This is a genomic window from Escherichia sp. MOD1-EC7011 (genome assembly GCF_002965005.1).
Classification (GTDB): domain Bacteria; phylum Pseudomonadota; class Gammaproteobacteria; order Enterobacterales; family Enterobacteriaceae; genus Escherichia; species Escherichia ruysiae.
The window spans coordinates 50,504-75,696 of sequence record NZ_PTRD01000034.1 but is presented as its reverse complement, the minus strand read 5'-3'; the positions used below and the strand labels follow the sequence as shown (position 1 = coordinate 75,696).

Here is a 25,193-nt window from a genome sequence, read left to right as displayed (position 1 = left end):
CGACAAGCGGGGGTTCGAAGAAGAGTTAATTTGCCTTAAGTGTATCAGACGTTAGCGTCTTTCACTTCGCGGATGATGTCCTGATACTCGCGCAGTTTCTGCGGAGTCATCATACGGCGCTGATCGTCAAGAACTACGCCACCGACTTCATCAGCGATATGCTGCGCAGATTGCAGCATCAGCTTGAAGTTTTGCAGTTCATCACCATAAGACGGAACCTGCATAAAGATAGTGACGCCAGGAGTGGTGAAATCCTTCATTTCAGGATCGAATGTTCCCGGTTTCACCATATTCGCCAGGCTGAATAACGCAGGGCCACTGCCGTCCGGGCTGAGATGACGATGGTAAATATTCATATCGCCAAAGATAAAGCCCGCCTGCTGAATGCTGTTAAGAAGCAGTTCACCATTCAGCTCGCTACCGTGATGCGCCGCGACGTTCATAATGATCACCGCTTCTTTACGCTTCGGCTTATCCATGACAGGTGCCGGTTCATTTACAGGTTCAGGCTGCGGTGCCGCTACGGGTTCCGCAACCTGGAAAGCCTGCTGCGCTGGTTGGGGCGCTGGCTGCGTCGGTTGCGGAGCTGGCGGTACTTGCGGAGCAACCTGCTGTTCAGGCTGCGGCTGGTAGGTCGGCTGCTGAACCGGCTGCGGTTGCTGAACCGGCTGCGCTGAATGCGGAGCATGTTGCGGCGATACCTGCGCTTCAGGCGGCTGCTGAACCGGTTGACGCGGCTGCGCAGACGCATAAGGCGGTTGGTACTGGTGTTGCGGCGACGGACGAGCAGCCTCATGCTCCTGGGCGTTAGCCGGGGCATGATTTACGCGGTGAACACGAACCTCACCAACGCCCTCATCATCTTCGACATCCTCATCATAAGAATCGTCGTCACGTTTTGACTTCATTCGTTTTAATGGCCGATCGCGGAACATAGAAGATCGTTCTTTACGGCTGGTCCAGAAACCATGTACCAGTAAAGCGATTATGGCGATCGCGCCAACAATGATTAATATCAGACGCAAATCCTGCATCATTATATTCTCTGTTGTTCTAACACCTTGCCACCACGGCAAACATTTACTCACTAAGAGTATTTGCCGATTACCTCGAGTGCAAGTGCACTCTTAACTTTCACAGCACAAAGATAGATGAAATCGTGCTTTTTGCTGTTTTTTCGAACATATCCTAACTGTCCATTGCGCAATTACCCGGTAAAATACGCAGAATTTTCCTGGGATTGGTCAAAAGGAGCATCTCCTGATTATGGTTTCAACATACACATCTTCCCCACGCAGCGGTTTTTACTATTTTGCGCAAGGCTGGAAGCTCGTCTCGCAACCCGGGATTCGGCGTTTTGTCATTTTACCTCTGTTGGTCAATATTTTGTTGATGGGAAGTGCATTCTGGTGGCTCTTTACCCAACTGGATGTCTGGATCCCATCATTAATGAGCCACGTGCCTGACTGGCTGCAATGGTTAAGCTATTTGCTGTGGCCTGTCGCGGTTCTCTCCGTGCTGCTGATTTTTGGCTATTTTTTCTCAACTATTGCGAACTGGATTGCCGCGCCATTTAACGGTTTATTGGCTGAACAACTGGAAGCAAGGCTGACAGGCGCTACGCCGCCGGATACCGGAATTTTGGGTATCATGAAAGATGTGCCGCGAATTATGAAACGCGAATGGCAAAAATTTGCGTGGTATTTGCCACGCGCCATCGTATTGCTGATCCTCTACTTTATCCCAGGCATCGGGCAAACCGTCGCGCCAGTGTTGTGGTTCCTGTTCAGCGCCTGGATGTTAGCCATTCAGTACTGCGACTATCCGTTCGACAACCACAAAGTGCCGTTTAAAGAGATGCGCACTGCCCTGCGCACGCGCAAAATCACCAATATGCAGTTTGGCGCATTAACGAGTCTGTTCACGATGATCCCGGTGCTCAACCTGTTCATCATGCCGGTGGCCGTCTGTGGCGCGACAGCAATGTGGGTCGATTGCTATCGCGCTAAACATGCACTATGGCGGTAACAATCTTCCGGTTGTTTTGTAAACTATTTGTATGAAACAAGGGTGGCTTATGCCACCCTTATTCCATCTTGCAAGTCATTATTTCCCTTCTGCATATAGATATGCTAAATCCTTACTTCCGCATATTCTCTGAGCGGGTATGCTACCTGTTGTATCCCAATTTCATACAGTTAAGGACAGGCCATGAGTAAGATTTTTGAAGATAACTCGCTGACTATCGGTCACACACCGCTGGTTCGCCTGAATCGCATCGGTAACGGACGTATTCTGGCGAAGGTGGAATCTCGTAACCCCAGCTTCAGCGTTAAGTGCCGTATCGGTGCCAATATGATTTGGGATGCCGAAAAACGCGGCGTGCTGAAACCCGGCGTTGAACTGGTTGAACCCACCAGCGGCAACACAGGTATTGCTCTGGCTTATGTGGCAGCCGCTCGCGGTTATAAACTCACTCTGACCATGCCAGAGACAATGAGTATTGAACGCCGCAAACTGCTGAAAGCTCTGGGCGCAAACCTGGTACTGACTGAAGGCGCGAAAGGCATGAAAGGCGCGATTCAAAAAGCAGAAGAAATTGTCGCCAGTAACCCAGAGAAATACCTGCTGCTACAACAATTCAGCAACCCGGCGAATCCGGAAATTCATGAAAAAACCACCGGTCCGGAGATCTGGGAAGATACCGACGGTCAGGTTGATGTATTTATTGCGGGTGTCGGTACTGGCGGTACGCTTACCGGCGTCAGCCGCTACATTAAAGGCACCAAAGGCAAGACTGACCTCATCTCTGTTGCCGTTGAGCCAACCGATTCTCCCGTCATCGCCCAGGCGCTGGCAGGTGAAGAAATCAAACCCGGCCCGCATAAAATCCAGGGCATTGGCGCTGGCTTTATCCCGGCGAACCTTGATCTCAAACTGGTCGATAAAGTTATTGGCATCACCAATGAAGAAGCTATCTCTACTGCACGTCGTTTAATGGAAGAAGAAGGCATTCTTGCCGGAATCTCTTCCGGCGCGGCGGTTGCTGCGGCGTTGAAACTACAAGAAGATGAAAGCTTTACCAATAAGAATATTGTGGTTATTCTGCCATCATCGGGTGAGCGTTATTTAAGCACCGCATTATTTGCCGATCTCTTTACCGAAAAAGAATTGCAACAGTAATGCCAGGTTGTTAAAAATGCGTAAAAAAGCACCTTTTCAGGTGCTTTTTTGTGGCCTACTTCAAATTTTAGCCTCTCCTGGCATTGATTCAGCCTGTCGGAACTGGTATTTAACCTGACTAATTATTTTGATGCGCGAAATTAATCGTTACAGGAAAAGCCTTAGCTGAATCGATTTTATGATTTGGTTCAATTCTTCCTTTAGCGGCATAATGTTTAATGATGAACGAAACGTCAGCGGTCGATATCCGCCAGCAATGGACTGTACAGAACACTTCGTGCGTCGCGTCTGTTAAAAACTGGCGCTAACAATACAGGCTAAAGTCAAACCGCCAGGCTAGACTTTAGTTCCACAACACTAAACCTATAAGTTGGGGAAATACAATGTTCCAGCAAGAAGTTACCATTACCGCTCCGAACGGTCTGCACACCCGCCCTGCTGCCCAGTTTGTAAAAGAAGCTAAGGGCTTCACTTCTGAAATTACTGTGACTTCCAACGGCAAAAGCGCCAGCGCGAAAAGCCTGTTTAAACTGCAGACTCTGGGCCTGACTCAAGGGACCGTTGTGACTATCTCCGCTGAAGGCGAAGACGAGCAGAAAGCGGTTGAACATCTGGTTAAACTGATGGCGGAACTCGAGTAATTTCCCGGGTTCTTTTAAAAATCAGTCACAAGTAAGGTAGGGTTATGATTTCAGGCATTTTAGCATCCCCGGGTATCGCTTTCGGTAAAGCTCTGCTTCTGAAAGAAGACGAAATCGTCATTGACCGGAAAAAAATTTCTGCCGACCAGGTTGATCAGGAAGTTGAACGTTTTCTGAGCGGTCGTGCCAAGGCATCAGCCCAGCTGGAAACGATCAAAACGAAAGCTGGTGAAACGTTCGGTGAAGAAAAAGAAGCCATCTTTGAAGGGCATATTATGCTGCTCGAAGATGAGGAGCTGGAGCAGGAAATCATAGCCCTGATTAAAGATAAGCACATGACGGCTGACGCAGCTGCTCATGAAGTTATTGAAGGTCAGGCTTCTGCCCTGGAAGAACTGGATGATGAATACCTGAAAGAGCGTGCGGCTGACGTGCGTGATATCGGTAAGCGCCTGCTGCGCAACATCTTGGGTCTGAAGATTATCGACCTGAGCGCCATTCAGGATGAAGTCATTCTGGTTGCCGCTGACCTGACACCGTCCGAAACCGCACAGTTGAACCTGAAGAAGGTGCTGGGTTTCATCACCGACGCGGGTGGCCGTACTTCCCACACTTCTATTATGGCGCGTTCTCTGGAGCTGCCGGCCATCGTGGGTACTGGTAGCGTCACTTCGCAGGTGAAAAATGACGACTATCTGATTCTGGATGCCGTAAATAATCAGGTTTACGTCAATCCAACCAACGAAGTTATCGATAAATTGCGCGCTGTTCAGGAGCAAGTGGCTTCTGAAAAAGCAGAGCTTGCTAAACTGAAAGATCTCCCGGCTATTACGCTGGACGGTCACCAGGTAGAAGTGTGCGCTAACATCGGTACTGTTCGTGATGTTGAAGGTGCAGAACGTAACGGCGCTGAAGGTGTTGGTCTGTATCGTACTGAATTCTTGTTCATGGACCGCGACGCGCTGCCAACAGAAGAAGAACAGTTTGCTGCCTATAAAGCAGTGGCTGAAGCGTGTGGTTCGCAGGCTGTTATCGTTCGTACCATGGATATTGGCGGCGACAAAGAGCTGCCGTACATGAACTTCCCGAAAGAAGAGAACCCGTTCCTCGGCTGGCGTGCTATCCGTATCGCGATGGATCGTAAAGAGATCCTGCGCGATCAGCTCCGCGCTATCCTGCGTGCCTCTGCTTTCGGTAAATTGCGCATCATGTTCCCGATGATCATCTCTGTCGAAGAAGTTCGCGCTCTGCGCAAAGAGATCGAAATCTACAAACAGGAACTGCGTGACGAAGGTAAAGCGTTTGACGAATCAATTGAAATTGGCGTAATGGTGGAAACACCGGCTGCCGCAACAATTGCGCGTCATTTAGCCAAAGAAGTTGATTTCTTTAGTATCGGCACCAATGATTTAACGCAGTACACTCTGGCAGTTGACCGTGGTAATGATATGATTTCACACCTTTACCAGCCAATGTCACCGTCCGTGCTGAACTTGATCAAGCAAGTTATTGATGCTTCTCATGCTGAAGGCAAATGGACTGGCATGTGTGGTGAGCTTGCTGGCGATGAACGTGCTACACTTCTGTTGCTGGGGATGGGTCTGGACGAATTCTCTATGAGCGCCATTTCTATCCCGCGCATTAAGAAGATTATCCGTAACACGAACTTCGAAGATGCGAAGGTGTTAGCAGAGCAGGCTCTTGCTCAACCGACAACGGACGAGTTAATGACGCTGGTTAACAAGTTCATTGAAGAAAAAACAATCTGCTAATCCACGAGATGCGGCCCAATTTACTGCTTAGGAGAAGATCATGGGTTTGTTCGATAAACTGAAATCTCTGGTTTCCGATGACAAAAAGGATACCGGAACTATTGAGATCATTGCTCCGCTCTCTGGCGAGATCGTCAATATCGAAGACGTGCCGGATGTCGTTTTTGCGGAAAAAATCGTTGGTGATGGCATTGCTATCAAACCAACTGGTAACAAAATGGTCGCTCCGGTTGACGGCACCATTGGTAAAATCTTTGAAACCAACCACGCGTTCTCTATCGAATCCGATAGCGGCGTTGAGCTGTTCGTCCACTTCGGTATCGACACCGTTGAACTGAAAGGCGAAGGCTTCAAGCGTATTGCTGAAGAAGGTCAGCGCGTGAAAGTTGGCGATACGGTTATTGAATTCGATCTGCCGCTGCTGGAAGAGAAAGCCAAGTCTACCCTGACTCCGGTTGTTATCTCCAACATGGACGAAATCAAAGAACTGATCAAACTGTCCGGTAGCGTGACTGTGGGTGAAACCCCGGTTATCCGCATCAAGAAGTAATTCTTGCCGCAATGAAAAATGGCGCCATCGGCGCCATTTTTTTATGCATCTAACAGCGGCGGCAAAATCAATTCATCGCTCTCATGCTGCTGGGTATAACGCATTACCTCCAGCACACGTAAGCCCGCGCTGTGTACTGCGTCGGTTAACGCCTTCCCTTTCAGTAATCCACTAATAAGCTGGGCGCAAAACAGATCGCCAGTACCTTTCAGGTCGGTTTTTACCCGTGAATGGGAAATGACATTCACGCTATCGGCACTGACCACCACCACCTGCATCTCCTGATGTTCTTCATTGCCGGAGGCGCTGGTAACAACCACCCATTTTAATGTCTCTGAAAGCAGGCTTTTTGCAGCAGCAATGGCGCTGTCGAGGTCGCGGCAGTTTTTACCGGTCAATATTTCCAGCTCAAAGATATTTGGCGTAATCCCCTGCGCCAGCGGCAGTAAATATTGCCGATACGCATCGGGAAGATCAGCTTTGACGTAAATACCGCTATCAATATCGCCAATCACCGGATCAACCATAATCAGCAAGTCAGGATGCTCTTCGCGTAAGGCTGTCAGCCATTCGGCAAGGATTTTGATTTGCGATGCCGTCCCCATATAGCCCGTGGTAACAGCGCGAAGTTGGCGCAGCGCATCACGCTCCTGTAGCGCACGCAAATAGCCGCTAAACCACTCGTCCGGAATCGCACCACCGTAGAACGTATCGTAATGCGGCGTATTGCTCAGCAACACGGTCGGCACGGCAAAGACATTCAGGCCGTTCTGTTTAATCGCAGGCACGGCGATGCTGTTACCTACGCTGCCATACACCACCTGCGACTGCACGGCGACGATATCCGCCTGCAGCGCCCTGCTCTTATCGTTAAACAACAACAAACTACTCATTTAGTTTTTCTCCTTGCCGATGATCCCCATCGTATTCCAACCGAAACTTTACCTGATTCTGGCAGTCAAATCGGCTATCACAAAACAAGGATAAGGTAATTCAGTGAAGAAAATCATTTGTCTGGTCATTACGCTGTTAATGGCACTTCCCGCTTACGCGAAGTTAACAGCCCATGAAGAAGCCCGCATCAACGCCATGCTAGAGGGATTAGCACAGAAAAAGGATTTGATATTTGTACGCAACGGCGATGAACACACCTGTGATGAAGCGGTTTCCCATCTGCGTCTGAAGCTGGGCAATACCCGTAATCGCATTGATACTGCCGAGCAATTTATTGATAAGGTTGCCTCGTCATCATCGATTACCGGAAAGCCTTACATTGTGAAGATCCCTGGTAAGAGCGATGAAAACGCGCAACCTTTTTTACATACGTTAATTGCCCAGACGGATAAAACGTTGCCTGCGCAATAATCTTAAATTCCCGCCCCCTGGCTAAAGTGTTCTTCGCCAAATACGCCGGTGGAAAGGTAGCGATCGCCGCGATCGCAGATGATCGCCACCACTACCGCGCCAGCGTTAGCTTTTGCCACGCGCAGCGCACCAGCAACCGCGCCGCCAGAACTAACGCCGCAGAAAATACCTTCCCGCACCGCCAGTTCGCGCATGGTGTTTTCCGCATCGCGCTGATGAATATCCAGCACCTCATCCACCAGCGAGGCGTTGAAAATCCCCGGCAGATACTCTGCTGACCAGCGGCGAATGCCCGGAATGCTGCTGCCCTCTTCTGGCTGCAGGCCGACAATGGTCACCGGTTTGGATTGCTCGCGCATAAACCGTGACACACCGGTAATGGTGCCGGTTGTCCCCATACTGGAGACAAAATGGGTAATGCGACCGCCAGTTTGCTGCCAGATTTCCGGCCCGGTGGTGGTGTAATGGGCGTAGGGGTTATCGGGGTTGTTGAACTGGTCAAGCAACTTGCCTTCGCCCCGGTTCGCCATTTCCAGCGCCAGATCGCGCGCACCTTCCATGCCTTGTTCTTTGGTCACCAGAATCAGCTCCGCACCATAGGCACGCATCGCCGCACGGCGTTCCTGGCTCATGTTGTCGGGCATCAGCAATTTCATGCGATAGCCTTTTAGCGCGGCGATCATTGCCAGCGCAATGCCGGTGTTACCGCTGGTGGCTTCAATCAACACATCGCCCGGTTTAATCTCACCGCGTTTTTCCGCCTCAACAATCATCGATAGCGCCGCACGATCTTTCACCGAACCTGCCGGATTATTACCTTCCAGCTTTAACCAGACTTCACTGCCGTTATCCGGCCCCATTCGCTGTAACTTCACCAGAGGCGTATTGCCTATTGTTTGTTCTAATGTACTCACGATCTCTGTCCATACATGGTGTTGCCTGATGCGAGGCTTGTGCGTCTTATCAGGCCTACAGGTTACAAAACCTTGCCATTAAAAAGCCCGGATCGCGGGAAGCGCCTCCGGGCGTTTAACATTCACTCAACCTATCAGGCGCTTTGTGCGAGAGCAAGTTCCTCATCGCGGGTTTCGATACGCTCGTCACCGTTATACAGCCGCGCATGTTGCAGCCCAACAAACAGGCGATCGCCGCGTACTGGCGCGTCATCCCCGCGCATCACCACGGTTAGCGGGTCGTCATACCACCCCAGCGGCTGCACAACTAATTGGGTGTAGTGGCCTTTCGGGCTGGCTTCCAGCACCTGAACCGGCAGCGGCGAATCCAGGCTGGTGCGGCGGCTGATATCCACTTCCCACGGGCGCAGGAAGAGATCCACCGGCCCCTGATAGGCAGGCGTATATCCCAGCGGCCAGCGATGTGCGCCAACATGGAACTGCCCGCCGCGAATGGTGCCACGCAGACGGTTTACTTCGCCCATAAATTCCAGCACAAAACGGGTCGCCGGTTCGCGCCATACCTGATCCGGCGCGTCAGCCTGTTCAATATTGCCCTGGCTCATCACCACCACGCGGTTGGCGACTTCCATCGCCTCTTCCTGGTCGTGGGTGACGAATACGCTGGTGAATTTCAGTTCTTCATGCAGTTGACGCAGCCAGCGACGCAGCTCTTTACGTACCTGCGCATCCAGCGCGCCGAACGGTTCATCAAGTAGCAGAATTTGCGGTTCAACAGCAAGCGCGCGCGCCAGCGCCACACGCTGTTTCTGACCGCCGGAAAGCTGCGCCGGATAACGATCCGCCAGATGAGCAAGCTGCACCATCTCCAGCAATTTTGTCACTTTCGCTTTGATGGCTGCGGCATTTGGCCGCTCGCGACGCGGCAGCACCGTCAGGCCAAAAGCGATATTGTCGAATACCGTCATATGGCGGAACAACGCGTAATGCTGGAACACGAAACCGACTTTACGGTCGCGCGCGTGCAGGCGGCTGACGTCAGTGCCGTGGAAGCGAATATGTCCGCTGGTTTGATGTTCCAGCCCGGCAATAATACGCAGCAGCGTGGTTTTCCCGGAACCGGACGGCCCCAGCAGCGCGACCATCTGGCCTGAAGGAATATCCAGTGAGATATCGTTCAGCACCTGGGTGCGACCAAAAGACTTCTTAATCCTGGCAATCTCAATGCTCATGATGTTCCTCCTGCTGCGCGCGTTTTTCCTGATTCTCCAGGCGCCATTGCAACATACTCTTCAAAAACAGGGTGATAATCGCCATCAGCGTCAATAACGCCGCAGCGGTAAAGGAGCCGACAGTGTTGTAGTCCTGCTCCAGCAATTCAATTTGTAACGGCAGCGACAGCGTTTCACCGCGAATCGAGCCGGAAACCACCGACACCGCGCCAAACTCACCAATTGCGCGGGCGTTGGTCAGCACCACGCCGTAAAGTAGCGCCCAGCGAATATTCGGCAATGTGACGCGACGAAACATCTGCCAGCCAGATGCACCAAGCAAAATCGCCGCTTCGTCTTCCTGGCTGCCCTGGCTCAACATCACCGGCACCAGCTCGCGCACCACAAACGGGCATGTCACGAAGATGGTGACCAGCACCATCCCCGGCCAAGAGAACATAATTTGTAGGTTATGCTCGTCGAGCCAACCGCCCAGCGGGCCGTTGGAGCCGTAGAACAGCAGATAAACCAGACCGGCAACCACCGGCGACACCGCAAACGGGATGTCCAGCAGCGTCAGCAGCAACTGACGTCCCGGAAAATCAAAACGCGTCACCAGCCAGGCCAGCAGAATGCCGAACACCAGGTTTACCGGCACGGCAATCAGCGCAATCATCACCGTCAGCCAGATGGCGTGCAGCATGTCCGGGTCGGCCAGATTCTGTAAAACCGGCATCAGCCCTTTGCTGAATGCCTGCACGAAGATGTAAATCATTGGCACCAGCAGGATGAACGCCGAAACCAGCATCCCGATGCCAATCAGAAACCATTTGCCCCAGTTAATCGGGCGCGCGTCATAACGCTTCAATTGGGTAACTTCCGCCATTAATGACCTACCACACGCCGACCAAAGCGACTTTGCAGAGTGTTAATAGAGAACAGCAGTAGCAGTGATGCCGCAAGGATCACCGAGGCAATCGCGCTCGCCGCCGGGTAATCAAACTCCTGTAAGCGAACGAAAATCATCAGCGACGTCACTTCCGTCTTCCATGCGATGTTCCCGGCGATAAAAATCACCGCGCCAAACTCACCGAGGCTACGGGTGAACGACAGCGCCACACCCGCCACCAGCGCAGGGGAAAGCTCCGGCAGCACCACTTTGCAGAAACTCTGCCAGCGCGTTGCTCCGAGCGTTTCCGCCGCTTCTTCATATTCCGGGCCTAACTCTTCCAGCACCGGCTGCACGGTACGCACCACAAACGGAATACTGGTAAAGGCCATTGCCACCGCAATCCCCAGCCAGGTGTAGGTAACTTTGATATCAAACTTCGCTAGCCATTCACCGTAAAAGCCGTTGACCGAAAACAGCGAAGCCAGCGTTAAACCTGCTACCGCCGTCGGCAATGCAAACGGCAAATCCATCAGCGCATCAAGCAGAGTGCGCCCCGGAAAGCGATAACGGGTTAGGATCCATGCCATCAGCAGACCGAAAACGCCGTTAAAAATCGACGCCACAAACGCCGACAGCAGCGTCACTTTATAGGCCGCGACCACCTGCGGATTGGTGATCACCTCCCAGTACTGCGCCCAGCTCATCTCAGAGAGCTGCATCACCAGTGCGGAAAGCGGCAGTAACAAAATCAGGCACACAAACAGCAGACTGGTGCCGAGGCTTAAGGTAAAGCCCGGCAGCACACGTCTGGAAGCGACGGCAAACATCAGCTACGCCCCGCCGCTAACAGCTTGTCTAACTCGCCGCCGCTGGTGAAGTGAGTTTTCATCACTTCCGGCCAGGAGCCAAATTTGTCTTCCACGCGGAACAGCTCGGTCTGCGGGAATTTATCTTTCAGTTTGTCCATAACTTCCGGGTTATTTACGCGGTAGTAATAGTCGGTGATGATGGTTTGCGCCTGCGGGCTGTAGAGCCAGTTCAGGTAAGCTTTGGCGGCTTTTTCCGTACCGTTGGCCTGCACGTTTTTATCCACCCACGCCACCGGGAACTCCGCCAGAATGTTGGTTTTTGGAATCACCACTTCGAAGCCCTGCGCTTCATACTGTTTACGGATGTTGTTCACTTCCGATTCGAAGCTGATCAGCACATCGCCCAAACCGCGCTCGGCAAAAGTGGTGGTTGCGCCACGACCGCCGGTATCGAACACTTCGACGTTTTTCAGGAACTGGGTCATAAACTGTTCGGTTTTGGCTTTATCGCCACCGTCGGCTTTATCCGCTGCGCCCCACGCGGCTAAATAGGTGTAGCGCGCGTTACCGGACGTTTTCGGGTTCGGGAAAATCAGCTTCACGTCGGAGCGAACCAAATCGTTCCAGTCGTGGATATTCTTCGGGTTGCCCTTACGCACCAGGAAGCCCATGGTGGAGTATAACGGCGAGCTGTTGTTCGGCAGGCGCGACTGCCAGTCGGCCGGGATCAGCTTGCCTTTGTCGTGCAGGATTTGTACGTCGGTCACCTGGTTATAAGTAACAACGTCGGCTTTTAAGCCCTGCAAAATCGCCAGCGCCTGTTTTGATGACCCGGCATGTGATTGTTTTATCGTCAGTTTGTCGCCGCCGTTATCTTTTGCCCACTGCTGTTCAAACGGGGTATTCAGGGCGGCAAACAGCTCGCGGGAGACGTCATAAGAACTGTTAAGCAGTTCCGTTGCCTGCACGTGGCCAGCCAGCAGCAGCGAAGCGACCAGCGCGAGAGAGTTCTTTTTCAGTAAGTTAACGGCCATTGCGCACCCTTATATATTTAATGACTTTCTAATAGCCATCATATTTATAACGGGCATGAAAGGAGTAACGGTTTTATATACCGTTTGGTGATTTGGAAGTTGAAAAGGGAATAAGAACTTGGTTCAACAGGCGTAATTGTTGCAGTCAGTTTGGACACGGACAGCGCGGAGAAACCGGAGCGTACACATAGTACGTGAGGATTTCGAGCACTGCCTGGGGCAAAAATGACAAATAAAATAGCCTGGTGAACTTAGTTCAAGACGAAATCCTCCCCACTAATGCAGGGAGGAAACAGAGGTGAATCAGATGCCGACGCTAACCGTCTCCGGTAGTGTGCTACCGCCATCGATCACATTCTGTGTACCTGTTAAATAGCTGGATTCATCCGACGCGAGGAAGGCTGCCAGTTCGCCGACTTCCAGCGGATCGGCGAGGCGACGCAGCGGGATTGCTTTTGCCATTTCGGTGAGCACCGATTCCGGATCTTGCGGATTTGACTGACGGGCGATGCTTTCCGCCATTGGCGTGCGAACGTAACCAGGGCAGATTGCATTAACGCGAATCCCCGACTGTGCATACTCCACTGCCAGCGATTTGGTCAGCCCCACAATCGCCGCTTTCGTTAAGGCATACGCTGTTTCGCCCGGATCGGCCACCATATCGCCGGTGACCGAAGACATCATCACAATGCGACCATCTTTGCGGGCAATCATCTCCGGCAGCACCGCCTTCGTGACGTTCCAGACACCTTTGATATTGATATCAATATGGAAATCGCGATCGTCATCGCTCATTTCAAGAAAACTACCCAGACGGCAAACACCTGCGTTATTCACCAGAATATCAATGCGCCCTTCTTTTTCCTTCGCGCGCTTGATCGCTGCCGTAACTGACGCCGGGTCGCGTACATCGGCAATTACCGCCGTACAGCGATGACCACGACCACACAGCTCATCCGCCAGCTTTTCAATCTCAGGGGAGATATCCAGCAAGATTAGGTTTGCGCCATGACGCGCAAAGGTTCTGGCAATTCCTTCACCAATGCCTTGCGATGCGCCCGTAATCAGTGCTGTCTTGCCCGTGAGTTTACCCATTTCAAGTTTCTCCTTTTGAATACAGAGCATTACGCTCTATTGTCCCTACCATACCTGAATAACAGATCAATGCTGAGGAGTGGATCTAAATTCAGGAAAATCTTAAGTAAAATCTCCCATAACCACAACTCTGTCATTGTATGCATTCCCTGCTGTACATAATCAGGCAGGGAGATATGATTCACTCCATATGAAATTATTCGAAGGCAAATATTTAAGGTGATTGTATATGCAACTTGAAAAAATGATTACTGAAGGTTCGAACAGCGCCTCGGCTGAAATCGACCGCGTATCGACGCTGGAAATGTGCCGAATTATCAATGATGAAGATAAAACCGTTCCATTGGCCGTTGAGCGAGTACTGCCGGATATCGCAGCGGCGATTGATGTCATCCACGCCCAGGTCAGCGGTGGCGGTCGTCTGATTTATATCGGTGCCGGAACTTCCGGTCGGTTGGGGATTCTGGATGCCAGCGAGTGCCCCCCAACCTACGGCGTGAAACCTGGTCTGGTGGTTGGTTTGATTGCTGGCGGCGAATATGCCATTCAGCACGCGGTGGAAGGCGCGGAAGACAGCCGGGAAGGCGGCGTCAACGATCTGAAAAATATTGCGTTAACGGCGCAGGATGTGGTTGTCGGTATTGCTGCCAGTGGTCGCACGCCGTATGTGATTGCCGGGCTGGAATACGCTCGCCAGTTGGGCTGCCGCACGGTGGGCATTTCCTGTAATCCCGGTAGTGCTGTTTCAACAACCGCAGAGTTTGCTATTACGCCAGTCGTCGGGGCTGAAGTGGTTACCGGTTCTTCGCGGATGAAAGCAGGTACGGCGCAGAAACTGGTGCTCAACATGCTCTCCACCGGGCTGATGATTAAGTCAGGAAAAGTGTTCGGCAACCTGATGGTCGATGTGGTCGCCACCAATGAAAAACTACACGTGCGCCAGGTCAATATTGTCAAAAACGCGACCGGATGTAGCGCGGAACAGGCGGAAGCGGCGCTAATTGCCTGCGATCGCCACTGCAAAACAGCGATTGTAATGGTCTTGAAAAATCTCAATGCCGCAGAAGCGAAAAAACGCCTGGCGCAGCATGGCGGTTTTATTCGTAAGGCTCTGGAAAAGGAATAACCTATGGCTAAAGAGATCAGCAGTGAGCTTCTGAACACCATTCTTACCCGCGTCGGCGGCGCGGGAAATATCGCCAGTTGTGGTCACTGTATGACGCGTCTGCGTCTCGGTGTACATGACAGTTCACTGGTTGATCCTGATATCAAAACGCTGGAAGGGGTGAAGGGTGTCATTTTGACCAGCGATCAAGTACAGGTGGTATTTGGGTCGGGCAAAGCGCATCGTGCCGCAAAAGCGATGAGCGTGTTGTTGGGTGAAACACCAGTGCAGGATGCCGCAGAAATCGCCGCTCAGAACAAACGTCAGTTAAAAGCCAGACAAACCTCTGGCGTGCAGCAATTTCTCGCCAAATTCGCCACTATCTTTACGCCGCTAATCCCCGGATTTATTGCCGCCGGTCTGCTGCTGGGGATTGCGACGTTAATCGCCACGGTGATGCACGTTCCGGCAGATGCCCAGGGAACGCTGCCCGATGCGCTGAATTTTATGAAGGTATTCAGCAAAGGCTTATTCACCTTCCTGGTGATCCTGGTGGGATATAACGCCGCTCAGGCCTTCGGCGGCACAGGTGTAAATGGCGCGATTATCGCCGCACTGTTTTTGCTCGGTTATAACCCAGGCGCGACCACCGGTTACTACGCTGGTTTTCACGATTTCTTCGGCCTGCCTATCGATCCGCGCGGAAATATCATCGGCGTACTGATTGCCGCCTGGGCCTGCGCCCGCATTGAAGGTATGGTGCGTCAATTTATGCCGGACGATCTCGACATGCTGCTGACCTCGTTAATCACTCTGCTGATCACCGCTACGCTGGCATATCTGGTGATTATGCCGCTGGGAGGCTGGTTATTCGAAGGCATGTCCTGGCTGTTTATGCATCTGAACAGTAATCCACTTGGCTGTGCAGTGCTTGCCGGACTGTTCCTGATTGCCGTGGTCTTCGGCGTGCATCAGGGCTTTATTCCCGTTTATCTTGCCTTGATGGACAGCCAGGGTTTCAACAGTCTATTCCCGATCCTTTCAATGGCAGGCGCAGGTCAGGTGGGCGCGGCGCTGGCGCTTTACTGGCGCGCGCAGCCGCACAGTGCCTTACGCAGCCAGGTGCGCGGGGCGATTATCCCTGGTCTGCTGGGCGTTGGTGAACCGTTGATTTACGGTGTCACCCTGCCGCGCATGAAACCGTTTGTTACCGCTTGTTTAGGCGGCGCAGCAGGTGGATTGTTTATTGGTCTTATCGCATGGTGGGGTCTGCCGATGGGGCTAAACAGTGCCTTTGGGCCGTCTGGCCTGGTGGCGTTGCCGCTGATGACTTCGGCACAAGGCATCCTTCCGGCAATGGCTGTGTATGCAGGTGGGATTCTGGTGGCATGGATTAGCGGATTCATTTTCACCACGCTCTTTGGCTGCCGTGACGTCAATCTGGACTAAGCCGTAACTTAGAAACAAAACAGCCCGATACGCTACGCTTATCGGGCCTGCAGGTTAACTGCAATTTATTGAATTTTAACGATCATACAGGCCGGATAAAGCATTTACGCCGCTCCGGCAAGACGCTACAGGTGCGTGAGTAAAACTTACAGCGCCATCAGCTTGTCCAGCGACGGTGCGAAGTAATAGCCGCCAGTGACCGGTTTGGTGAAACGTAACATTGCGTCACGTTTGCCATCAGTATCGCCAAACATGCTCAGCAGCTGTTGCTCAATGTTGTGCAGACGTGCGCAGTAAGCGCAGAAGTACAGACCGTGCGTGCCGCTGGCTGTACCGTATGGCAAGCTCTGGCGAACAATCTTCAGCCCTTTGCCGTCTTCTTTCAGATCAACGCGGGTCAGGTGAGAGGTTTCCGGACGTTCGTCGCCGTCAATCTCTTCGTTGGCTTCTTTGGTGCGCCCGATCATCATCTCCTGATCGTGAACACTCATACGGTTAAGCTGCTTCAAGTTGTGCTCCCAACGCTGCACAAACACATAGCTGCCGCCCGCATCCACGCCGTCTTTGATAACCGCCACTTCGCGACGCGTCTCTTCACCCGCCGGGTTTTCTGTACCGTCAACAAAGCCGCTCAGGTCACGCTCTTCAACCCAACGGAAGCCGTGGATCTCTTCTTTCACTTCAATGCAGTCACCAAAGGCTTCCATCGCCGCCTGAGCGACAGAGAAGTTTACGTCGTGACGCAGAGAAAGAATGTGGATCAACACATCGAACTGGGTCGTCGGCGCAAGACCTTTACCGTAGCCCGGAAAATCTTTCAGCTCTTCGGCCCCAACGCCGCCACTCAGAGCACGCCAGGTGTTGTTACCAAAGGCAACCACAGCACCGAGATGCGCGTCCGGGAATTTTGCTTCAAAGGTTGCCAGTTTATCGGCAAAGGTTTTACTGGCCGCACGCAGGGCATCAACATCCCCTTTTACGTTGGCTTCAATCCAAATCGCTGCGCGGCAATGTTCTGGCAAAATGCCACTCTGAACCTGAGACATTGTTCCTCCTGAAAATAAGAATGCCACGCAATCCGTGGCATTGTTGGGCGCTATTTTACGTGTTTTTTCGCGGCGGCGGTTTGTTCAGACGCAAATTAACGCCGCCAGATAATTTTACTGACTTTCCAGTTTTTCAGGGTATCGTCTGAAGGCATTAACCCTTCAGGACCACTCCACTCACCGCTGAACTGGTAGCTAATATGTTGACTACCTTCGGCTTTACATTCGACAGCACGATTATCATCACCATCAGCTTTTTGGCAATTGCCAAATGCTTTGCTGTAAAGGTCGCTAAACGGTGTTCCGATTTTAACACCCGTATCAGCAGGAATATCGCTATCCAGCACGTCAATACGGCTGATTGTGCCCTGATCGCCGTTAATCACCATCGCCACGTTGTCGCCTTTCATCACTTCGAAAAAGCGCACCACGTTGCCGTTCGCGGTTTTCATTCCGCTGCGCAGGCGATAATCGCCATCAAGCGCATCGGCAATGGCTTGTTCTTGCAGTGGTGTGGACGCCGTTAATTCACCCACGCCCTGCTCGCTCACTTTGGTGGACGAACCAAACCAGTTCCACGGGTTAGCGGCAGACCAGTTAACTGACGACATAGTGGAACAGCCGGTCAGCATCAACGGCATAGCGCATAACATTAAACGCAGCGATTTCATGTCACTTCCTTTGGTTATTCAATAACGTTGCTTGGAGTGCAAATTCACCAAAAAGTGCCGTTATTCTTTTTCTTCATTAAAACAAGCGCGTAAACGTCGATTGGTCAGCAGCCAGATTAACGCCACAATATCCGCCACTACCAGCGCCAGACCGATACCGCTAACGGATTCACCGTTCAGCCACAGCCACGGTTGCCAGCAAAGTAAAACCACTTGCGCTAACAGCAACAGAAAATAGAGCACATGCCAGATACGGGGAAACGTAGCCCGCCGACCGCTCAACAAAAACGCCAGCACCGCCGGAATGCCAGGAATCAGCCCCAGCCAGAAATTATCGTGATCGGGATAAAACAGATTCAGCAGCGCACTACCCTGCTCGCGCGATGCACCGGCAATAACAAACAGTACCCAGGTTCGCGCCTGTAGCAAAAGCACAATCCAGAAGAGAAAAGGTAAACGCAGGCGTCCGTGCGCATCATAATGGACAGGATGAAACTCAGTACTCTTCATCTTCAATCAAACGCTTACCCAGACTCAGCACGTCGGCGTGTTCATATCCCAGGCGTTCATACATTCCGAGCACCATGTCGTTATCTTCCGGCACGTTGATCTGAATTTTCGGGCAGCCGCGAGCAATCAGCTTTTTCTCCAGCCGATTAAGCAGCGCATTAGCAATGCCACGCCCACGAAACTCAGGATGCACGCCAAGATAATAAGCAGATCCGCGATGCCCGTCATAACCGCCCATCACCGTTCCCACCACTTCACCGTTCACCTCAGCGACCAGAAACAAACTGACGTCATGGTTCATCTTGCGCTCGATGTCCATTTCCGGATCATTCCACGGACGCAGCAAGTCGCAACGCTCCCAAAGGGTGATGACCTCTTCGAAATCTTCCTGGCGAAATACGCGTATCTCCATGGTATTCGTTACCTTTTTGCGGGTTAAAAGGGTGATTATGGCGTGAACGGTCGAATTAGCCAATATCTGACGAAAATCGGTTGAAAAAGTGGCATAATGGGGAGTTGTCAACTATTGAAATGAAAAGTAAAACAATTCTCAACAGCAAACGGTCGTAACGGATTACGCGATACGATATAACATCTGGAACTTTATTATTACAACTCAGGCCGTATGAGCACTTTTAAACCACTAAAAACACTCACTTCGCGCCGCCAGGTGCTGAAAGCCGGATTGGCTGCCCTGACGTTGTCAGGCATGTCGCAAGCCATCGCCAAAGAAGAACCTTTAAAAACCAGTAACGGACACAGCAAGCCAAAAGCCAAAAAAGCCGGCGGCAAACGTGTCGTTGTTCTCGATCCAGGCCACGGCGGGATTGATACCGGGGCGATTGGCCGCAATGGATCGAAAGAAAAACATGTGGTGCTGGCGATTGCCAAAAACGTCCGTTCCATTTTGCGCAATCATGGCATTGATGCGCGTTTAACGCGTTCTGGCGATACGTTTATCCCACTGTACGATCGCGTTGAAATCGCCCATAAACATGGCGCGGATCTGTTTATGTCAATTCACGCCGACGGCTTTACCAACCCAAAAGCCGCTGGTGCATCAGTCTTTGCCCTCTCTAACCGTGGCGCAAGTAGTGCGATGGCAAAATATTTGTCGGAACGCGAAAACCGTGCCGATGAAGTCGCCGGGAAAAAAGCGACTGACAGAGATCATCTATTGCAGCAAGTGCTGTTTGATCTGGTGCAAACAGATACCATTAAAAACAGCCTGACGCTTGGCTCGCATATTCTGAAGAAGATTAAGCCGGTGCATAAGCTGCACAGCCGCAACACTGAGCAAGCCGCGTTTGTGGTATTGAAATCGCCGTCGGTTCCTTCAGTGCTGGTGGAAACTTCGTTTATCACCAACCCAGAAGAAGAGCGACTGTTAGGCACGGCGGCGTTTCGTCAGAAAATCGCCACAGCGATTGCTGAAGGCGTGATCAGTTATTTCCACTGGTTTGACAACCAGAAAGCACACTCGAAAAAACGGTAAGTTATGAAGCCCGACGCACACCAGGTTAAACAGTTCCTGCTCAACCTTCAGGACACAATTTGCCAGCAACTGAGCGCCGTAGATGGCGCAGAGTTTGTCGAAGATAGCTGGCAGCGCGACGCTGGCGGCGGCGGACGTAGCCGGGTGTTGCGTAATGGTGGTGTTTTCGAACAGGCGGGCGTCAACTTTTCTCACGTCCACGGCGAGGCGATGCCTGCTTCCGCCACCGCTCATCGCCCGGAACTTGCCGGGCGTAGTTTCGAGGCGATGGGCGTTTCGCTGGTCGTGCATCCGCATAACCCGTATGTTCCCACCAGCCACGCGAATGTGCGCTTTTTTATTGCCGAAAAACCGGGTGCCGAACCCGTCTGGTGGTTTGGCGGCGGCTTCGACTTAACCCCCTTCTATGGCTTTGAAGAAGACGCCATTCACTGGCACCGCACCGCCCGTGACCTGTGCCAGCCGTTTGGCGAAGACGTTTATCCACGTTATAAAAAGTGGTGCGACGAATACTTCTACCTCAAACATCGCAACGAACAGCGCGGTATTGGCGGGCTGTTCTTTGATGATCTGAACACGCCAGATTTCGACCACTGTTTTGCCTTTATGCAGGTGGTAGGCAAAGGCTACACCGACGCTTATTTACCAATTGTAGAGCGACGTAAAGCGATGGAATACGGCGAGCGCGAGCGTAATTTCCAGCTCTACCGTCGCGGTCGTTATGTCGAATTCAACCTGGTCTGGGATCGCGGCACGCTGTTTGGCTTACAAACTGGCGGGCGCACCGAATCGATCCTGATGTCAATGCCGCCGCTGGTACGCTGGGAGTACGATTATCAGCCGGAAGAAGGCAGTCCGGAAGCGGCGTTGAGTGAGTTTATTCAGGTCAGGGATTGGGTGTAACTCCCTCACCCCAACTCCCGCATCCGCTGATGCAGCGTCAGTGACGGCTTCTCGGCAAACAGTTGCTGGTAATCCGTGGCGAATTGCCCCAGATGCCAGAATCCCCATTGCATGGCGGCGTCTTTTACCGTTGTGCTTTGCGACCACGGGCTTATCAGTTCGCGTCGCACGGCGTTCAGACGAATACGTTTCAACCACGCGTTCGGGCCAATGCCTAAAATAGCGTGAAACGCGTTTTGTAACGTGCGGCGACTGACATGCAGTTGATTACACAAGTCCAGCACCGTCACCGGTTCGGACATGTTTTCCAGCACATATTCACGGGCGCGGGAAAGCAATCGACGGTAACTCTGATGACTGATGCTTTCCGCCGTCATCATCGGCTGCGCTTCTTCCAGCATCGCCCCCATCGCCATTAGCAAATTATCCCCCAGCACTTTACGCACAGCAGGCTGATGAAGATTTTCCGGTTTCTCGCAAAACGTCGCCAGCGCCTGTTGGACAAAGCCCCACAGAGCGGCTTTATGCTGCTCTTTCACTTCCAGCGCCGACTGGCTACGCAGCATATGTAATACCCGATCCGGATTATGCAAAAAGTTAGCCTGCCGGGTAATGACGTCTTCAGAAAGCACCACGCCAAGGATCGTGTAATCGTCCGGCGTACTTAATTCAAACTCGGTTCCACCAGGGCGCGTGGCAATTTCTGCGCTTCCCAGACATTGCGAACCGATAAATCCCTGTTCACCACGTGTCGCCGGAATGCCAAACCAGAACGAGTTCGGCCAGACCAGGCACGACTGACGCAGCGCCAGACCGGTGTATTCACGGAAAACCTGAATATCATCGAGCAGGATTTCCGTAAATTCACCATGAAACTTGCCCGGATGGAGCTGATCGTAAATCTGCTGCCAGGCGGTAATCGTCAAGGCATGTTCATAGACATCCGTTGTCTGTCGTTGATGAACATTATCCACTTCGACCTTCGGCGTGAGCTTCAGGTTTTCGGGTAAGGGTTCATGATAAAGATGGTGCAAATTGGCTGTACGGGTCTTTTTCATGATGTTAATGCCGGGTGTTGTATGACACCCGGCACCTCCGACAGGTTAATGGGGCTTGAGACGATAACGACTACTGCGTTTACGTAACGTCCCGGCAGAAAAGAGCTGTTCGAGCGCATTTCTGGCTTTTTCCAGCGGCCAGCCAAAGTGGGCAGCCACTTCTCCTGCCGTCATTCCCTGACGTACTGATGTTAACAGCGCCAACAACTCGTCAGCAGATCCCTCGGCAATAGCGGACGCATCAGGTTGCTTCGGCTGGCGATTAAAGCCAGTAACCAGCCACTGGGTGTCATCATCAGGCCGACCAATCTCCTTACGGCTGATGACACGCCCGGTACGCATCGCGGCGGCACAACCTGCGTCCAGCGCCGCACGACACGCCGCCAGATCGCCTTCCACCACCAGCGTTAAGCGACCAGGGTCAAGCACTTCGTGACTGAGCAGACGCACGTTAGCCGCTTTCAGCATGGCATCCGCCGCATCTATCGCGGCGACCATGCCGTCCACTTCCAGCAATCCCAGTGCATTGATCATCGGCAACCTCCGTTACGCACGCTGGATTGGATTACGCGCGATTTCCAGCACTGCATCGGTAAAGGCGTTGCAGGCCGCTTTACACGCTGCCTGGCTACCGGTTAAAAATGCTGCCGAGTAGTTAGTTTCAGACGGTGGCGGGACATAGGTCACCAGCTGTACGTCGGCAGATTTCAGGGCTGCATCAATGCCGTAGGTCGCTTCCAGCGGCGGTGCCACCAGATACGCCATCGGATCGCCAAGCGTGATCCCGGCGGTTGATGAGAGATAAGAACCGGTACGCGAAACTACATGTGCCAGGAAGGCTGTATTTTCTGCGTCATTAGCCCACTGGAAAGCAGCGCCATTTTCAATATGCGCAACCATCGCATCCAGACCTGCACGCACTTCCGCCGGGTTTGGCCCACCAAGCATAATCAGCACTTCACCGGCAGTCGGTGACGGTCCGTGTGCAGCGCCCGCATACAGCGAGCGACCATACACCACTTCGACCATCGCCTGTTTGGTCGCTTCGTCAGCCGCAATGTAGGTTACGTCATCGGAGTCGGCAGAAATCAGCCCGAGGCTACGAATATGCGGCGGCAATTTCAGTTCACGCGCAAATTCGGCGTTAACGGAGGCAATCACCCGCATGGCGGTGACAGACGGTCGAATCAAATCTAAAGCTGGCATGATGCCTCCTTATCGGGTCATGTTGATGCCGGATGCTTTCTGCTCCAGCATACGTTTCGCCAAATCCACAATGACGGCTGCGGCTTCAACCGGCGGTGTGCCGCCCTGGTGAATGTTAGAGATACAGGTGCGATCGGCCTCAACGGTGGTCGCCATACGCGGCGAGTAAACGGCGTAGCAGGAGAGGCTTTCTGACTGCCCTAATCCCGGGCGTTCGCCCACCAGCAGGATCACCACTTTCGCGCCGAGGATCTCACCGATCTGATCTTCAATCTTCACGCGACCATAACGAACAAAGAATGGCGTACCGACTTTCAGCCCGGCCTGTTTCAGGCCCGCCATCAGCGGCGGCAGGATCTCTTCGTAGTTCACGGTGATCGCATCAGTTGACAGGCCATCGGAGACAACGACCTGTACGTCCGGATTGGCAACGCACTGTGCTTTCAAGGCTTCAACAGCTTCCGCACACAGGCGACGCCCCATGTCCGGGCGAGTCAGGTAGAGATTTTTGTCACTGATTTCAGAGCGTACTTCCAGCAAACCCTGCGCTTTCACCCACTCTTCCGGCACTTCTTTCAGTACGGTATCTTTCGAACGAGAGTGGTCGGCCAGGAAACGCAGCAACGCCTGAGTACGCGGACGCGGGCCGGCACGACCGGTACAAACGCGAGCCACGGTGCTGCGACGCAGTTCTGTTAATACGTCTGCGCGATGCGGATTTTCCACGCCAATCCATGCCTTCGCTTCAGCGGAACCTAAATCCAGCGCGCAACTTTCAGAGGTCACCGGCGCAGCGCACGTTGTGGTGGCGCATTTGGTTTCCGCTGGCGCGGCATCCGCCTGCCCCATTGACGCCATCACGCTGCGTACAATTTCTTCAATCTGTTTTTGATCCATGATGTGTTATCTCCGCGTCATCAGAAGAACAGTGACGGATCGCCCGCCCGTTTGGTCAGGCGACCGTTTGCCATAATGCCCATGCTTTCCAGCCAGCGTTCAAACTCCGGTGACGGACGCAGGTTGAGTAACTGACGCACTGTGGCGGTGTCATGGAAGGCGGTGGTCTGATAGTTGAGCATGATGTCATCGCCTAACGGCATCCCCATGATGTAGTTGCAGCCTGCGGTGGCGAGCAGGATCATCAGGTTTTCGTTGAGGTTCTGGTCAGCGTCAGCGTGGTTGGTGTAACAGCAGTCACAGCCCATAGAGATGCCGCTCAGCTTGCCCATAAAGTGATCTTCTAAGCCCGCACGGATAATCTGACGGTCATTGTAGAGATACTCCGGCCCAATAAAGCCGACCACGGTGTTGACGATAAACGGATCGTAATGACGCGCCAGCCCATAGTTACGTGCTTCCATCGTCACCTGGTCTGCGCCGAAGTTAGCGCCAGCGGATAGCGCTGAACCTTGTCCGGTTTCGAAGTAGAGGCAGTTTTCCCCGGCGATACGGTTGAACTCTGCACCCACTGCGCGCGCTTCGTCGAGCATCGCCAGTTCCACACCAAACTCTTTCAGCCCTTTTTCACTGCCACAGATACTCTGGAAAATCAGCCCGCCTGGTGCGCCACGACGGATCGCTTCGATCTGGGTGGTGACATGCGCCAGCACGCAGCCCTGAGTTGGAATGTTGAATTTGTCGATAACACCGTAAATGGTGTCCAGCACGCGGCTTAAGTTTTCCACGTCATCAGTCACCGGGTTAACGCCAATCACCGCATCGCCCACGCCGAAAGAAAGCCCTTCGTAGATTTGTGCGGCAATACTTTGCACGTCATCACGGGTATCGTTCGGCTGCAAACGGGCGCTGAAAGTGCCTGGGATACCGATGGTGGTATTGGCCTTTTTGATCACCGGCATTTTCTTCGCGCCGTAGATGAGATCCGCGTTGGAACAAATCTTCGCCACCGCCGCGACCACTTCCGAGGTCAGCCCTTTGCGGGTAAAGGCAATGTCATCCACGCTGGTTTCGTCGCTCAGCACATACTCGCGCAATTCGCTGATGCTCCAGTTTTTAATCTGGTTGTAGGCCGTTTCGTTAACGTCGTCCTGAATCAGCCGCGTTACGCAGTCCTCTTCATAAGAAATCACCGGATTATTGCGGATATCCGCCACCGTCATTTCCGACAACACCTGCTTTGCCGCCACGCGCTCCTGCGAGCTTGCCGCTGCAACGCCCGCCAGCACATCCCCCGAACGCAGTTCGTTGGCTTTAGCCAGCACCTCTTTTACATCCTTAAACTGATATACATTGCCGAACAATGTGGTCTTTAGTTTCATAAGTC

The 25,193-nt window shown here is 52.6% G+C and carries 27 protein-coding genes; 10 read left to right on the top strand and 17 right to left on the bottom strand.

What is annotated here, in order from left to right; translation table 11 throughout:
- Positions 1 to 44: 44 nt before the first annotated feature.
- Positions 45 to 1,037, bottom strand: coding sequence for a cell division protein ZipA (zipA, locus tag A7098_RS17265; RefSeq protein WP_000983144.1), 993 nt, complete (start codon positions 1,035 to 1,037; stop codon positions 45 to 47).
- A gap of 229 nt (positions 1,038 to 1,266) precedes the next feature.
- On the opposite strand from zipA, the gene cysZ reads away from it, so the two are divergent.
- The 5 genes from cysZ (at position 1,267) to crr (ending at position 6,146) form a co-directional block, all read left to right on the top strand.
- The gene (cysZ, locus tag A7098_RS17260) at positions 1,267 to 2,028 is read left to right on the top strand and encodes a sulfate transporter CysZ (protein WP_000255356.1); all 762 of its coding nucleotides are present in this window, start codon (positions 1,267 to 1,269) and stop codon (positions 2,026 to 2,028) included.
- A 183-nt stretch (positions 2,029 to 2,211) separates the two neighbouring features.
- Positions 2,212 to 3,183, top strand: a complete 972-nt coding sequence (cysK, locus tag A7098_RS17255; RefSeq protein WP_000034402.1) for a cysteine synthase A — start codon at positions 2,212 to 2,214, stop codon at positions 3,181 to 3,183.
- A gap of 383 nt (positions 3,184 to 3,566) precedes the next feature.
- Positions 3,567 to 3,824 (top strand): phosphocarrier protein Hpr, encoded by a 258-nt coding sequence (gene ptsH / locus A7098_RS17245; RefSeq protein ID WP_000487600.1) that lies wholly within the window; start codon positions 3,567 to 3,569, stop codon positions 3,822 to 3,824.
- A gap of 44 nt (positions 3,825 to 3,868) precedes the next feature.
- Positions 3,869 to 5,596 carry a phosphoenolpyruvate-protein phosphotransferase PtsI gene (gene ptsI / locus A7098_RS17240; RefSeq protein ID WP_000623129.1) on the top strand — a complete coding sequence of 576 codons (1,728 nt, stop codon included), beginning with the start codon at positions 3,869 to 3,871 and terminating at the stop codon, positions 5,594 to 5,596.
- Positions 5,597 to 5,636: 40 nt separating this feature from the next.
- Positions 5,637 to 6,146: a PTS glucose transporter subunit IIA gene (gene crr / locus A7098_RS17235; RefSeq protein WP_000522247.1), complete on the top strand. Its 510-nt coding sequence runs from the start codon at positions 5,637 to 5,639 to the stop codon at positions 6,144 to 6,146.
- A gap of 41 nt (positions 6,147 to 6,187) precedes the next feature.
- On the opposite strand, the gene pdxK is transcribed toward crr, so the two are convergent.
- Entirely contained in the window at positions 6,188 to 7,039 is an 852-nt protein-coding gene (gene pdxK / locus A7098_RS17230; protein WP_105281157.1) for a pyridoxine/pyridoxal/pyridoxamine kinase, read from the bottom strand.
- A 103-nt stretch (positions 7,040 to 7,142) separates the two neighbouring features.
- On the opposite strand from pdxK, the gene A7098_RS17225 reads away from it, so the two are divergent.
- Positions 7,143 to 7,511, top strand: a complete 369-nt coding sequence (locus A7098_RS17225) for a YfeK family protein (RefSeq protein ID WP_105281156.1) — start codon at positions 7,143 to 7,145, stop codon at positions 7,509 to 7,511.
- Between the two features lie 2 nt (positions 7,512 to 7,513).
- On the opposite strand, the gene cysM is transcribed toward A7098_RS17225, so the two are convergent.
- The 6 genes from cysM to ucpA all read right to left on the bottom strand — a co-directional run bounded on the left by cysM (position 7,514) and on the right by ucpA (position 13,466).
- Complete coding sequence (gene cysM, locus A7098_RS17220; RefSeq protein ID WP_105281155.1) at positions 7,514 to 8,425, bottom strand: cysteine synthase B; 912 nt, start codon at positions 8,423 to 8,425, stop codon at positions 7,514 to 7,516.
- Between the two features lie 134 nt (positions 8,426 to 8,559).
- Positions 8,560 to 9,657, bottom strand: coding sequence for a sulfate/thiosulfate ABC transporter ATP-binding protein CysA (gene cysA, locus A7098_RS17215; RefSeq protein ID WP_000021084.1), 1,098 nt, complete (start codon positions 9,655 to 9,657; stop codon positions 8,560 to 8,562).
- Positions 9,647 to 10,522, bottom strand: coding sequence for a sulfate/thiosulfate ABC transporter permease CysW (gene cysW, locus A7098_RS17210; protein ID WP_064526347.1), 876 nt, complete (start codon positions 10,520 to 10,522; stop codon positions 9,647 to 9,649). The genes cysA and cysW overlap by 11 nt, the downstream gene beginning before the upstream one ends.
- The gene (cysT, locus tag A7098_RS17205; RefSeq protein WP_032225900.1) at positions 10,522 to 11,355 is read right to left on the bottom strand and encodes a sulfate/thiosulfate ABC transporter permease CysT; all 834 of its coding nucleotides are present in this window, start codon (positions 11,353 to 11,355) and stop codon (positions 10,522 to 10,524) included. Before cysT ends, cysW begins: the two co-directional genes overlap by 1 nt.
- Positions 11,355 to 12,371: a thiosulfate/sulfate ABC transporter substrate-binding protein CysP gene (cysP, locus tag A7098_RS17200; protein WP_105281154.1), complete on the bottom strand. Its 1,017-nt coding sequence runs from the start codon at positions 12,369 to 12,371 to the stop codon at positions 11,355 to 11,357. Before cysP ends, cysT begins: the two co-directional genes overlap by 1 nt.
- Before the next feature lie 303 nt (positions 12,372 to 12,674).
- Positions 12,675 to 13,466, bottom strand: a complete 792-nt coding sequence (ucpA, locus tag A7098_RS17195; RefSeq protein WP_000517454.1) for an SDR family oxidoreductase UcpA — start codon at positions 13,464 to 13,466, stop codon at positions 12,675 to 12,677.
- 229 nt (positions 13,467 to 13,695) lie between these two features.
- Between ucpA and murQ the strand changes: the two genes are divergently transcribed.
- Together murQ and murP are read left to right on the top strand one after the other, a co-directional pair.
- Positions 13,696 to 14,592: an N-acetylmuramic acid 6-phosphate etherase gene (murQ, locus tag A7098_RS17190; RefSeq protein ID WP_105281153.1), complete on the top strand. Its 897-nt coding sequence runs from the start codon at positions 13,696 to 13,698 to the stop codon at positions 14,590 to 14,592.
- Positions 14,593 to 14,595: 3 nt separating this feature from the next.
- On the top strand, positions 14,596 to 16,020 hold the full coding sequence (murP, locus tag A7098_RS17185; RefSeq protein ID WP_001040441.1) for a PTS N-acetylmuramic acid transporter subunit IIBC: 1,425 nt from the start codon (positions 14,596 to 14,598) through the stop codon (positions 16,018 to 16,020).
- A gap of 146 nt (positions 16,021 to 16,166) precedes the next feature.
- Here the strand turns inward: murP and yfeX are convergent, their stop codons facing one another.
- The 4 genes from yfeX to A7098_RS17165 all read right to left on the bottom strand — a co-directional run bounded on the left by yfeX (position 16,167) and on the right by A7098_RS17165 (position 18,659).
- Positions 16,167 to 17,066: a porphyrinogen peroxidase gene (gene yfeX, locus A7098_RS17180; protein ID WP_010344616.1), complete on the bottom strand. Its 900-nt coding sequence runs from the start codon at positions 17,064 to 17,066 to the stop codon at positions 16,167 to 16,169.
- 95 nt (positions 17,067 to 17,161) lie between these two features.
- Positions 17,162 to 17,737 carry an RpoE-regulated lipoprotein gene (locus A7098_RS17175; RefSeq protein ID WP_000838945.1) on the bottom strand — a complete coding sequence of 192 codons (576 nt, stop codon included), beginning with the start codon at positions 17,735 to 17,737 and terminating at the stop codon, positions 17,162 to 17,164.
- A gap of 60 nt (positions 17,738 to 17,797) precedes the next feature.
- A complete protein-coding gene (locus A7098_RS17170) occupies positions 17,798 to 18,247 on the bottom strand; it encodes a DUF2919 domain-containing protein (RefSeq protein WP_105281152.1) in 450 nt (149 codons plus the stop codon).
- The gene (locus tag A7098_RS17165; protein WP_000406000.1) at positions 18,234 to 18,659 is read right to left on the bottom strand and encodes a GNAT family acetyltransferase; all 426 of its coding nucleotides are present in this window, start codon (positions 18,657 to 18,659) and stop codon (positions 18,234 to 18,236) included. The genes A7098_RS17170 and A7098_RS17165 overlap by 14 nt, the downstream gene beginning before the upstream one ends.
- A gap of 213 nt (positions 18,660 to 18,872) precedes the next feature.
- On the opposite strand from A7098_RS17165, the gene amiA reads away from it, so the two are divergent.
- Both amiA and hemF read left to right on the top strand, forming a co-directional pair.
- Positions 18,873 to 19,742: an N-acetylmuramoyl-L-alanine amidase AmiA gene (gene amiA, locus A7098_RS17160; RefSeq protein WP_000102902.1), complete on the top strand. Its 870-nt coding sequence runs from the start codon at positions 18,873 to 18,875 to the stop codon at positions 19,740 to 19,742.
- Positions 19,743 to 19,745: 3 nt separating this feature from the next.
- Positions 19,746 to 20,645, top strand: coding sequence for an oxygen-dependent coproporphyrinogen oxidase (gene hemF, locus A7098_RS17155; RefSeq protein ID WP_105281151.1), 900 nt, complete (start codon positions 19,746 to 19,748; stop codon positions 20,643 to 20,645).
- Between the two features lie 5 nt (positions 20,646 to 20,650).
- Here hemF and eutR read toward each other — a convergent pair whose 3' ends face one another.
- Genes eutR through eutB form a run of 5 tightly spaced genes read right to left on the bottom strand, consistent with a single transcriptional unit; the run spans position 20,651 to position 25,188 of the window.
- Positions 20,651 to 21,703, bottom strand: a complete 1,053-nt coding sequence (gene eutR / locus A7098_RS17150) for an HTH-type transcriptional regulator EutR (RefSeq protein WP_105281150.1) — start codon at positions 21,701 to 21,703, stop codon at positions 20,651 to 20,653.
- A gap of 45 nt (positions 21,704 to 21,748) precedes the next feature.
- Positions 21,749 to 22,237, bottom strand: a complete 489-nt coding sequence (gene eutK / locus A7098_RS17145; RefSeq protein ID WP_010350327.1) for an ethanolamine utilization microcompartment protein EutK — start codon at positions 22,235 to 22,237, stop codon at positions 21,749 to 21,751.
- 12 nt (positions 22,238 to 22,249) lie between these two features.
- Positions 22,250 to 22,909: an ethanolamine utilization microcompartment protein EutL gene (gene eutL, locus A7098_RS17140; protein ID WP_001111038.1), complete on the bottom strand. Its 660-nt coding sequence runs from the start codon at positions 22,907 to 22,909 to the stop codon at positions 22,250 to 22,252.
- A 9-nt stretch (positions 22,910 to 22,918) separates the two neighbouring features.
- A complete protein-coding gene (eutC, locus tag A7098_RS17135) occupies positions 22,919 to 23,806 on the bottom strand; it encodes an ethanolamine ammonia-lyase subunit beta (protein WP_105281149.1) in 888 nt (295 codons plus the stop codon).
- A gap of 20 nt (positions 23,807 to 23,826) precedes the next feature.
- Positions 23,827 to 25,188 carry an ethanolamine ammonia-lyase subunit alpha gene (gene eutB / locus A7098_RS17130; RefSeq protein WP_000769998.1) on the bottom strand — a complete coding sequence of 454 codons (1,362 nt, stop codon included), beginning with the start codon at positions 25,186 to 25,188 and terminating at the stop codon, positions 23,827 to 23,829.
- Positions 25,189 to 25,193: the final 5 nt, after the last annotated feature.

Bases quoted from the DNA above. Each gene is read 5' to 3' on its own strand.
- murQ (WP_105281153.1), top strand. From the start codon at position 13,696: ATGCAACTTGAAAAAATGATTACTGAAGGTTCGAACAGCGCCTCGGCT.
- cysZ (WP_000255356.1), top strand. From the start codon at position 1,267: ATGGTTTCAACATACACATCTTCCCCACGCAGCGGTTTTTACTATTTT.
- crr (WP_000522247.1), top strand. From the start codon at position 5,637: ATGGGTTTGTTCGATAAACTGAAATCTCTGGTTTCCGATGACAAAAAG.
- cysW (WP_064526347.1), bottom strand. From the start codon at position 10,522: ATGGCGGAAGTTACCCAATTGAAGCGTTATGACGCGCGCCCGATTAAC.
- hemF (WP_105281151.1), top strand. From the start codon at position 19,746: ATGAAGCCCGACGCACACCAGGTTAAACAGTTCCTGCTCAACCTTCAG.
- eutR (WP_105281150.1), bottom strand. From the start codon at position 21,703: ATGAAAAAGACCCGTACAGCCAATTTGCACCATCTTTATCATGAACCC.
- eutC (WP_105281149.1), bottom strand. From the start codon at position 23,806: ATGGATCAAAAACAGATTGAAGAAATTGTACGCAGCGTGATGGCGTCA.
- cysA (WP_000021084.1), bottom strand. From the start codon at position 9,657: ATGAGCATTGAGATTGCCAGGATTAAGAAGTCTTTTGGTCGCACCCAG.
- eutL (WP_001111038.1), bottom strand. From the start codon at position 22,909: ATGCCAGCTTTAGATTTGATTCGACCGTCTGTCACCGCCATGCGGGTG.
- A7098_RS17165 (WP_000406000.1), bottom strand. From the start codon at position 18,659: ATGGAGATACGCGTATTTCGCCAGGAAGATTTCGAAGAGGTCATCACC.
- yfeX (WP_010344616.1), bottom strand. From the start codon at position 17,066: ATGTCTCAGGTTCAGAGTGGCATTTTGCCAGAACATTGCCGCGCAGCG.
- A7098_RS17170 (WP_105281152.1), bottom strand. From the start codon at position 18,247: ATGAAGAGTACTGAGTTTCATCCTGTCCATTATGATGCGCACGGACGC.
- murP (WP_001040441.1), top strand. From the start codon at position 14,596: ATGGCTAAAGAGATCAGCAGTGAGCTTCTGAACACCATTCTTACCCGC.
- A7098_RS17175 (WP_000838945.1), bottom strand. From the start codon at position 17,737: ATGAAATCGCTGCGTTTAATGTTATGCGCTATGCCGTTGATGCTGACC.
- amiA (WP_000102902.1), top strand. From the start codon at position 18,873: ATGAGCACTTTTAAACCACTAAAAACACTCACTTCGCGCCGCCAGGTG.
- cysT (WP_032225900.1), bottom strand. From the start codon at position 11,355: ATGTTTGCCGTCGCTTCCAGACGTGTGCTGCCGGGCTTTACCTTAAGC.
- cysK (WP_000034402.1), top strand. From the start codon at position 2,212: ATGAGTAAGATTTTTGAAGATAACTCGCTGACTATCGGTCACACACCG.
- ucpA (WP_000517454.1), bottom strand. From the start codon at position 13,466: ATGGGTAAACTCACGGGCAAGACAGCACTGATTACGGGCGCATCGCAA.
- zipA (WP_000983144.1), bottom strand. From the start codon at position 1,037: ATGATGCAGGATTTGCGTCTGATATTAATCATTGTTGGCGCGATCGCC.
- ptsH (WP_000487600.1), top strand. From the start codon at position 3,567: ATGTTCCAGCAAGAAGTTACCATTACCGCTCCGAACGGTCTGCACACC.
- ptsI (WP_000623129.1), top strand. From the start codon at position 3,869: ATGATTTCAGGCATTTTAGCATCCCCGGGTATCGCTTTCGGTAAAGCT.
- pdxK (WP_105281157.1), bottom strand. From the start codon at position 7,039: ATGAGTAGTTTGTTGTTGTTTAACGATAAGAGCAGGGCGCTGCAGGCG.
- eutK (WP_010350327.1), bottom strand. From the start codon at position 22,237: ATGATCAATGCACTGGGATTGCTGGAAGTGGACGGCATGGTCGCCGCG.
- cysP (WP_105281154.1), bottom strand. From the start codon at position 12,371: ATGGCCGTTAACTTACTGAAAAAGAACTCTCTCGCGCTGGTCGCTTCG.
- eutB (WP_000769998.1), bottom strand. From the start codon at position 25,188: ATGAAACTAAAGACCACATTGTTCGGCAATGTATATCAGTTTAAGGAT.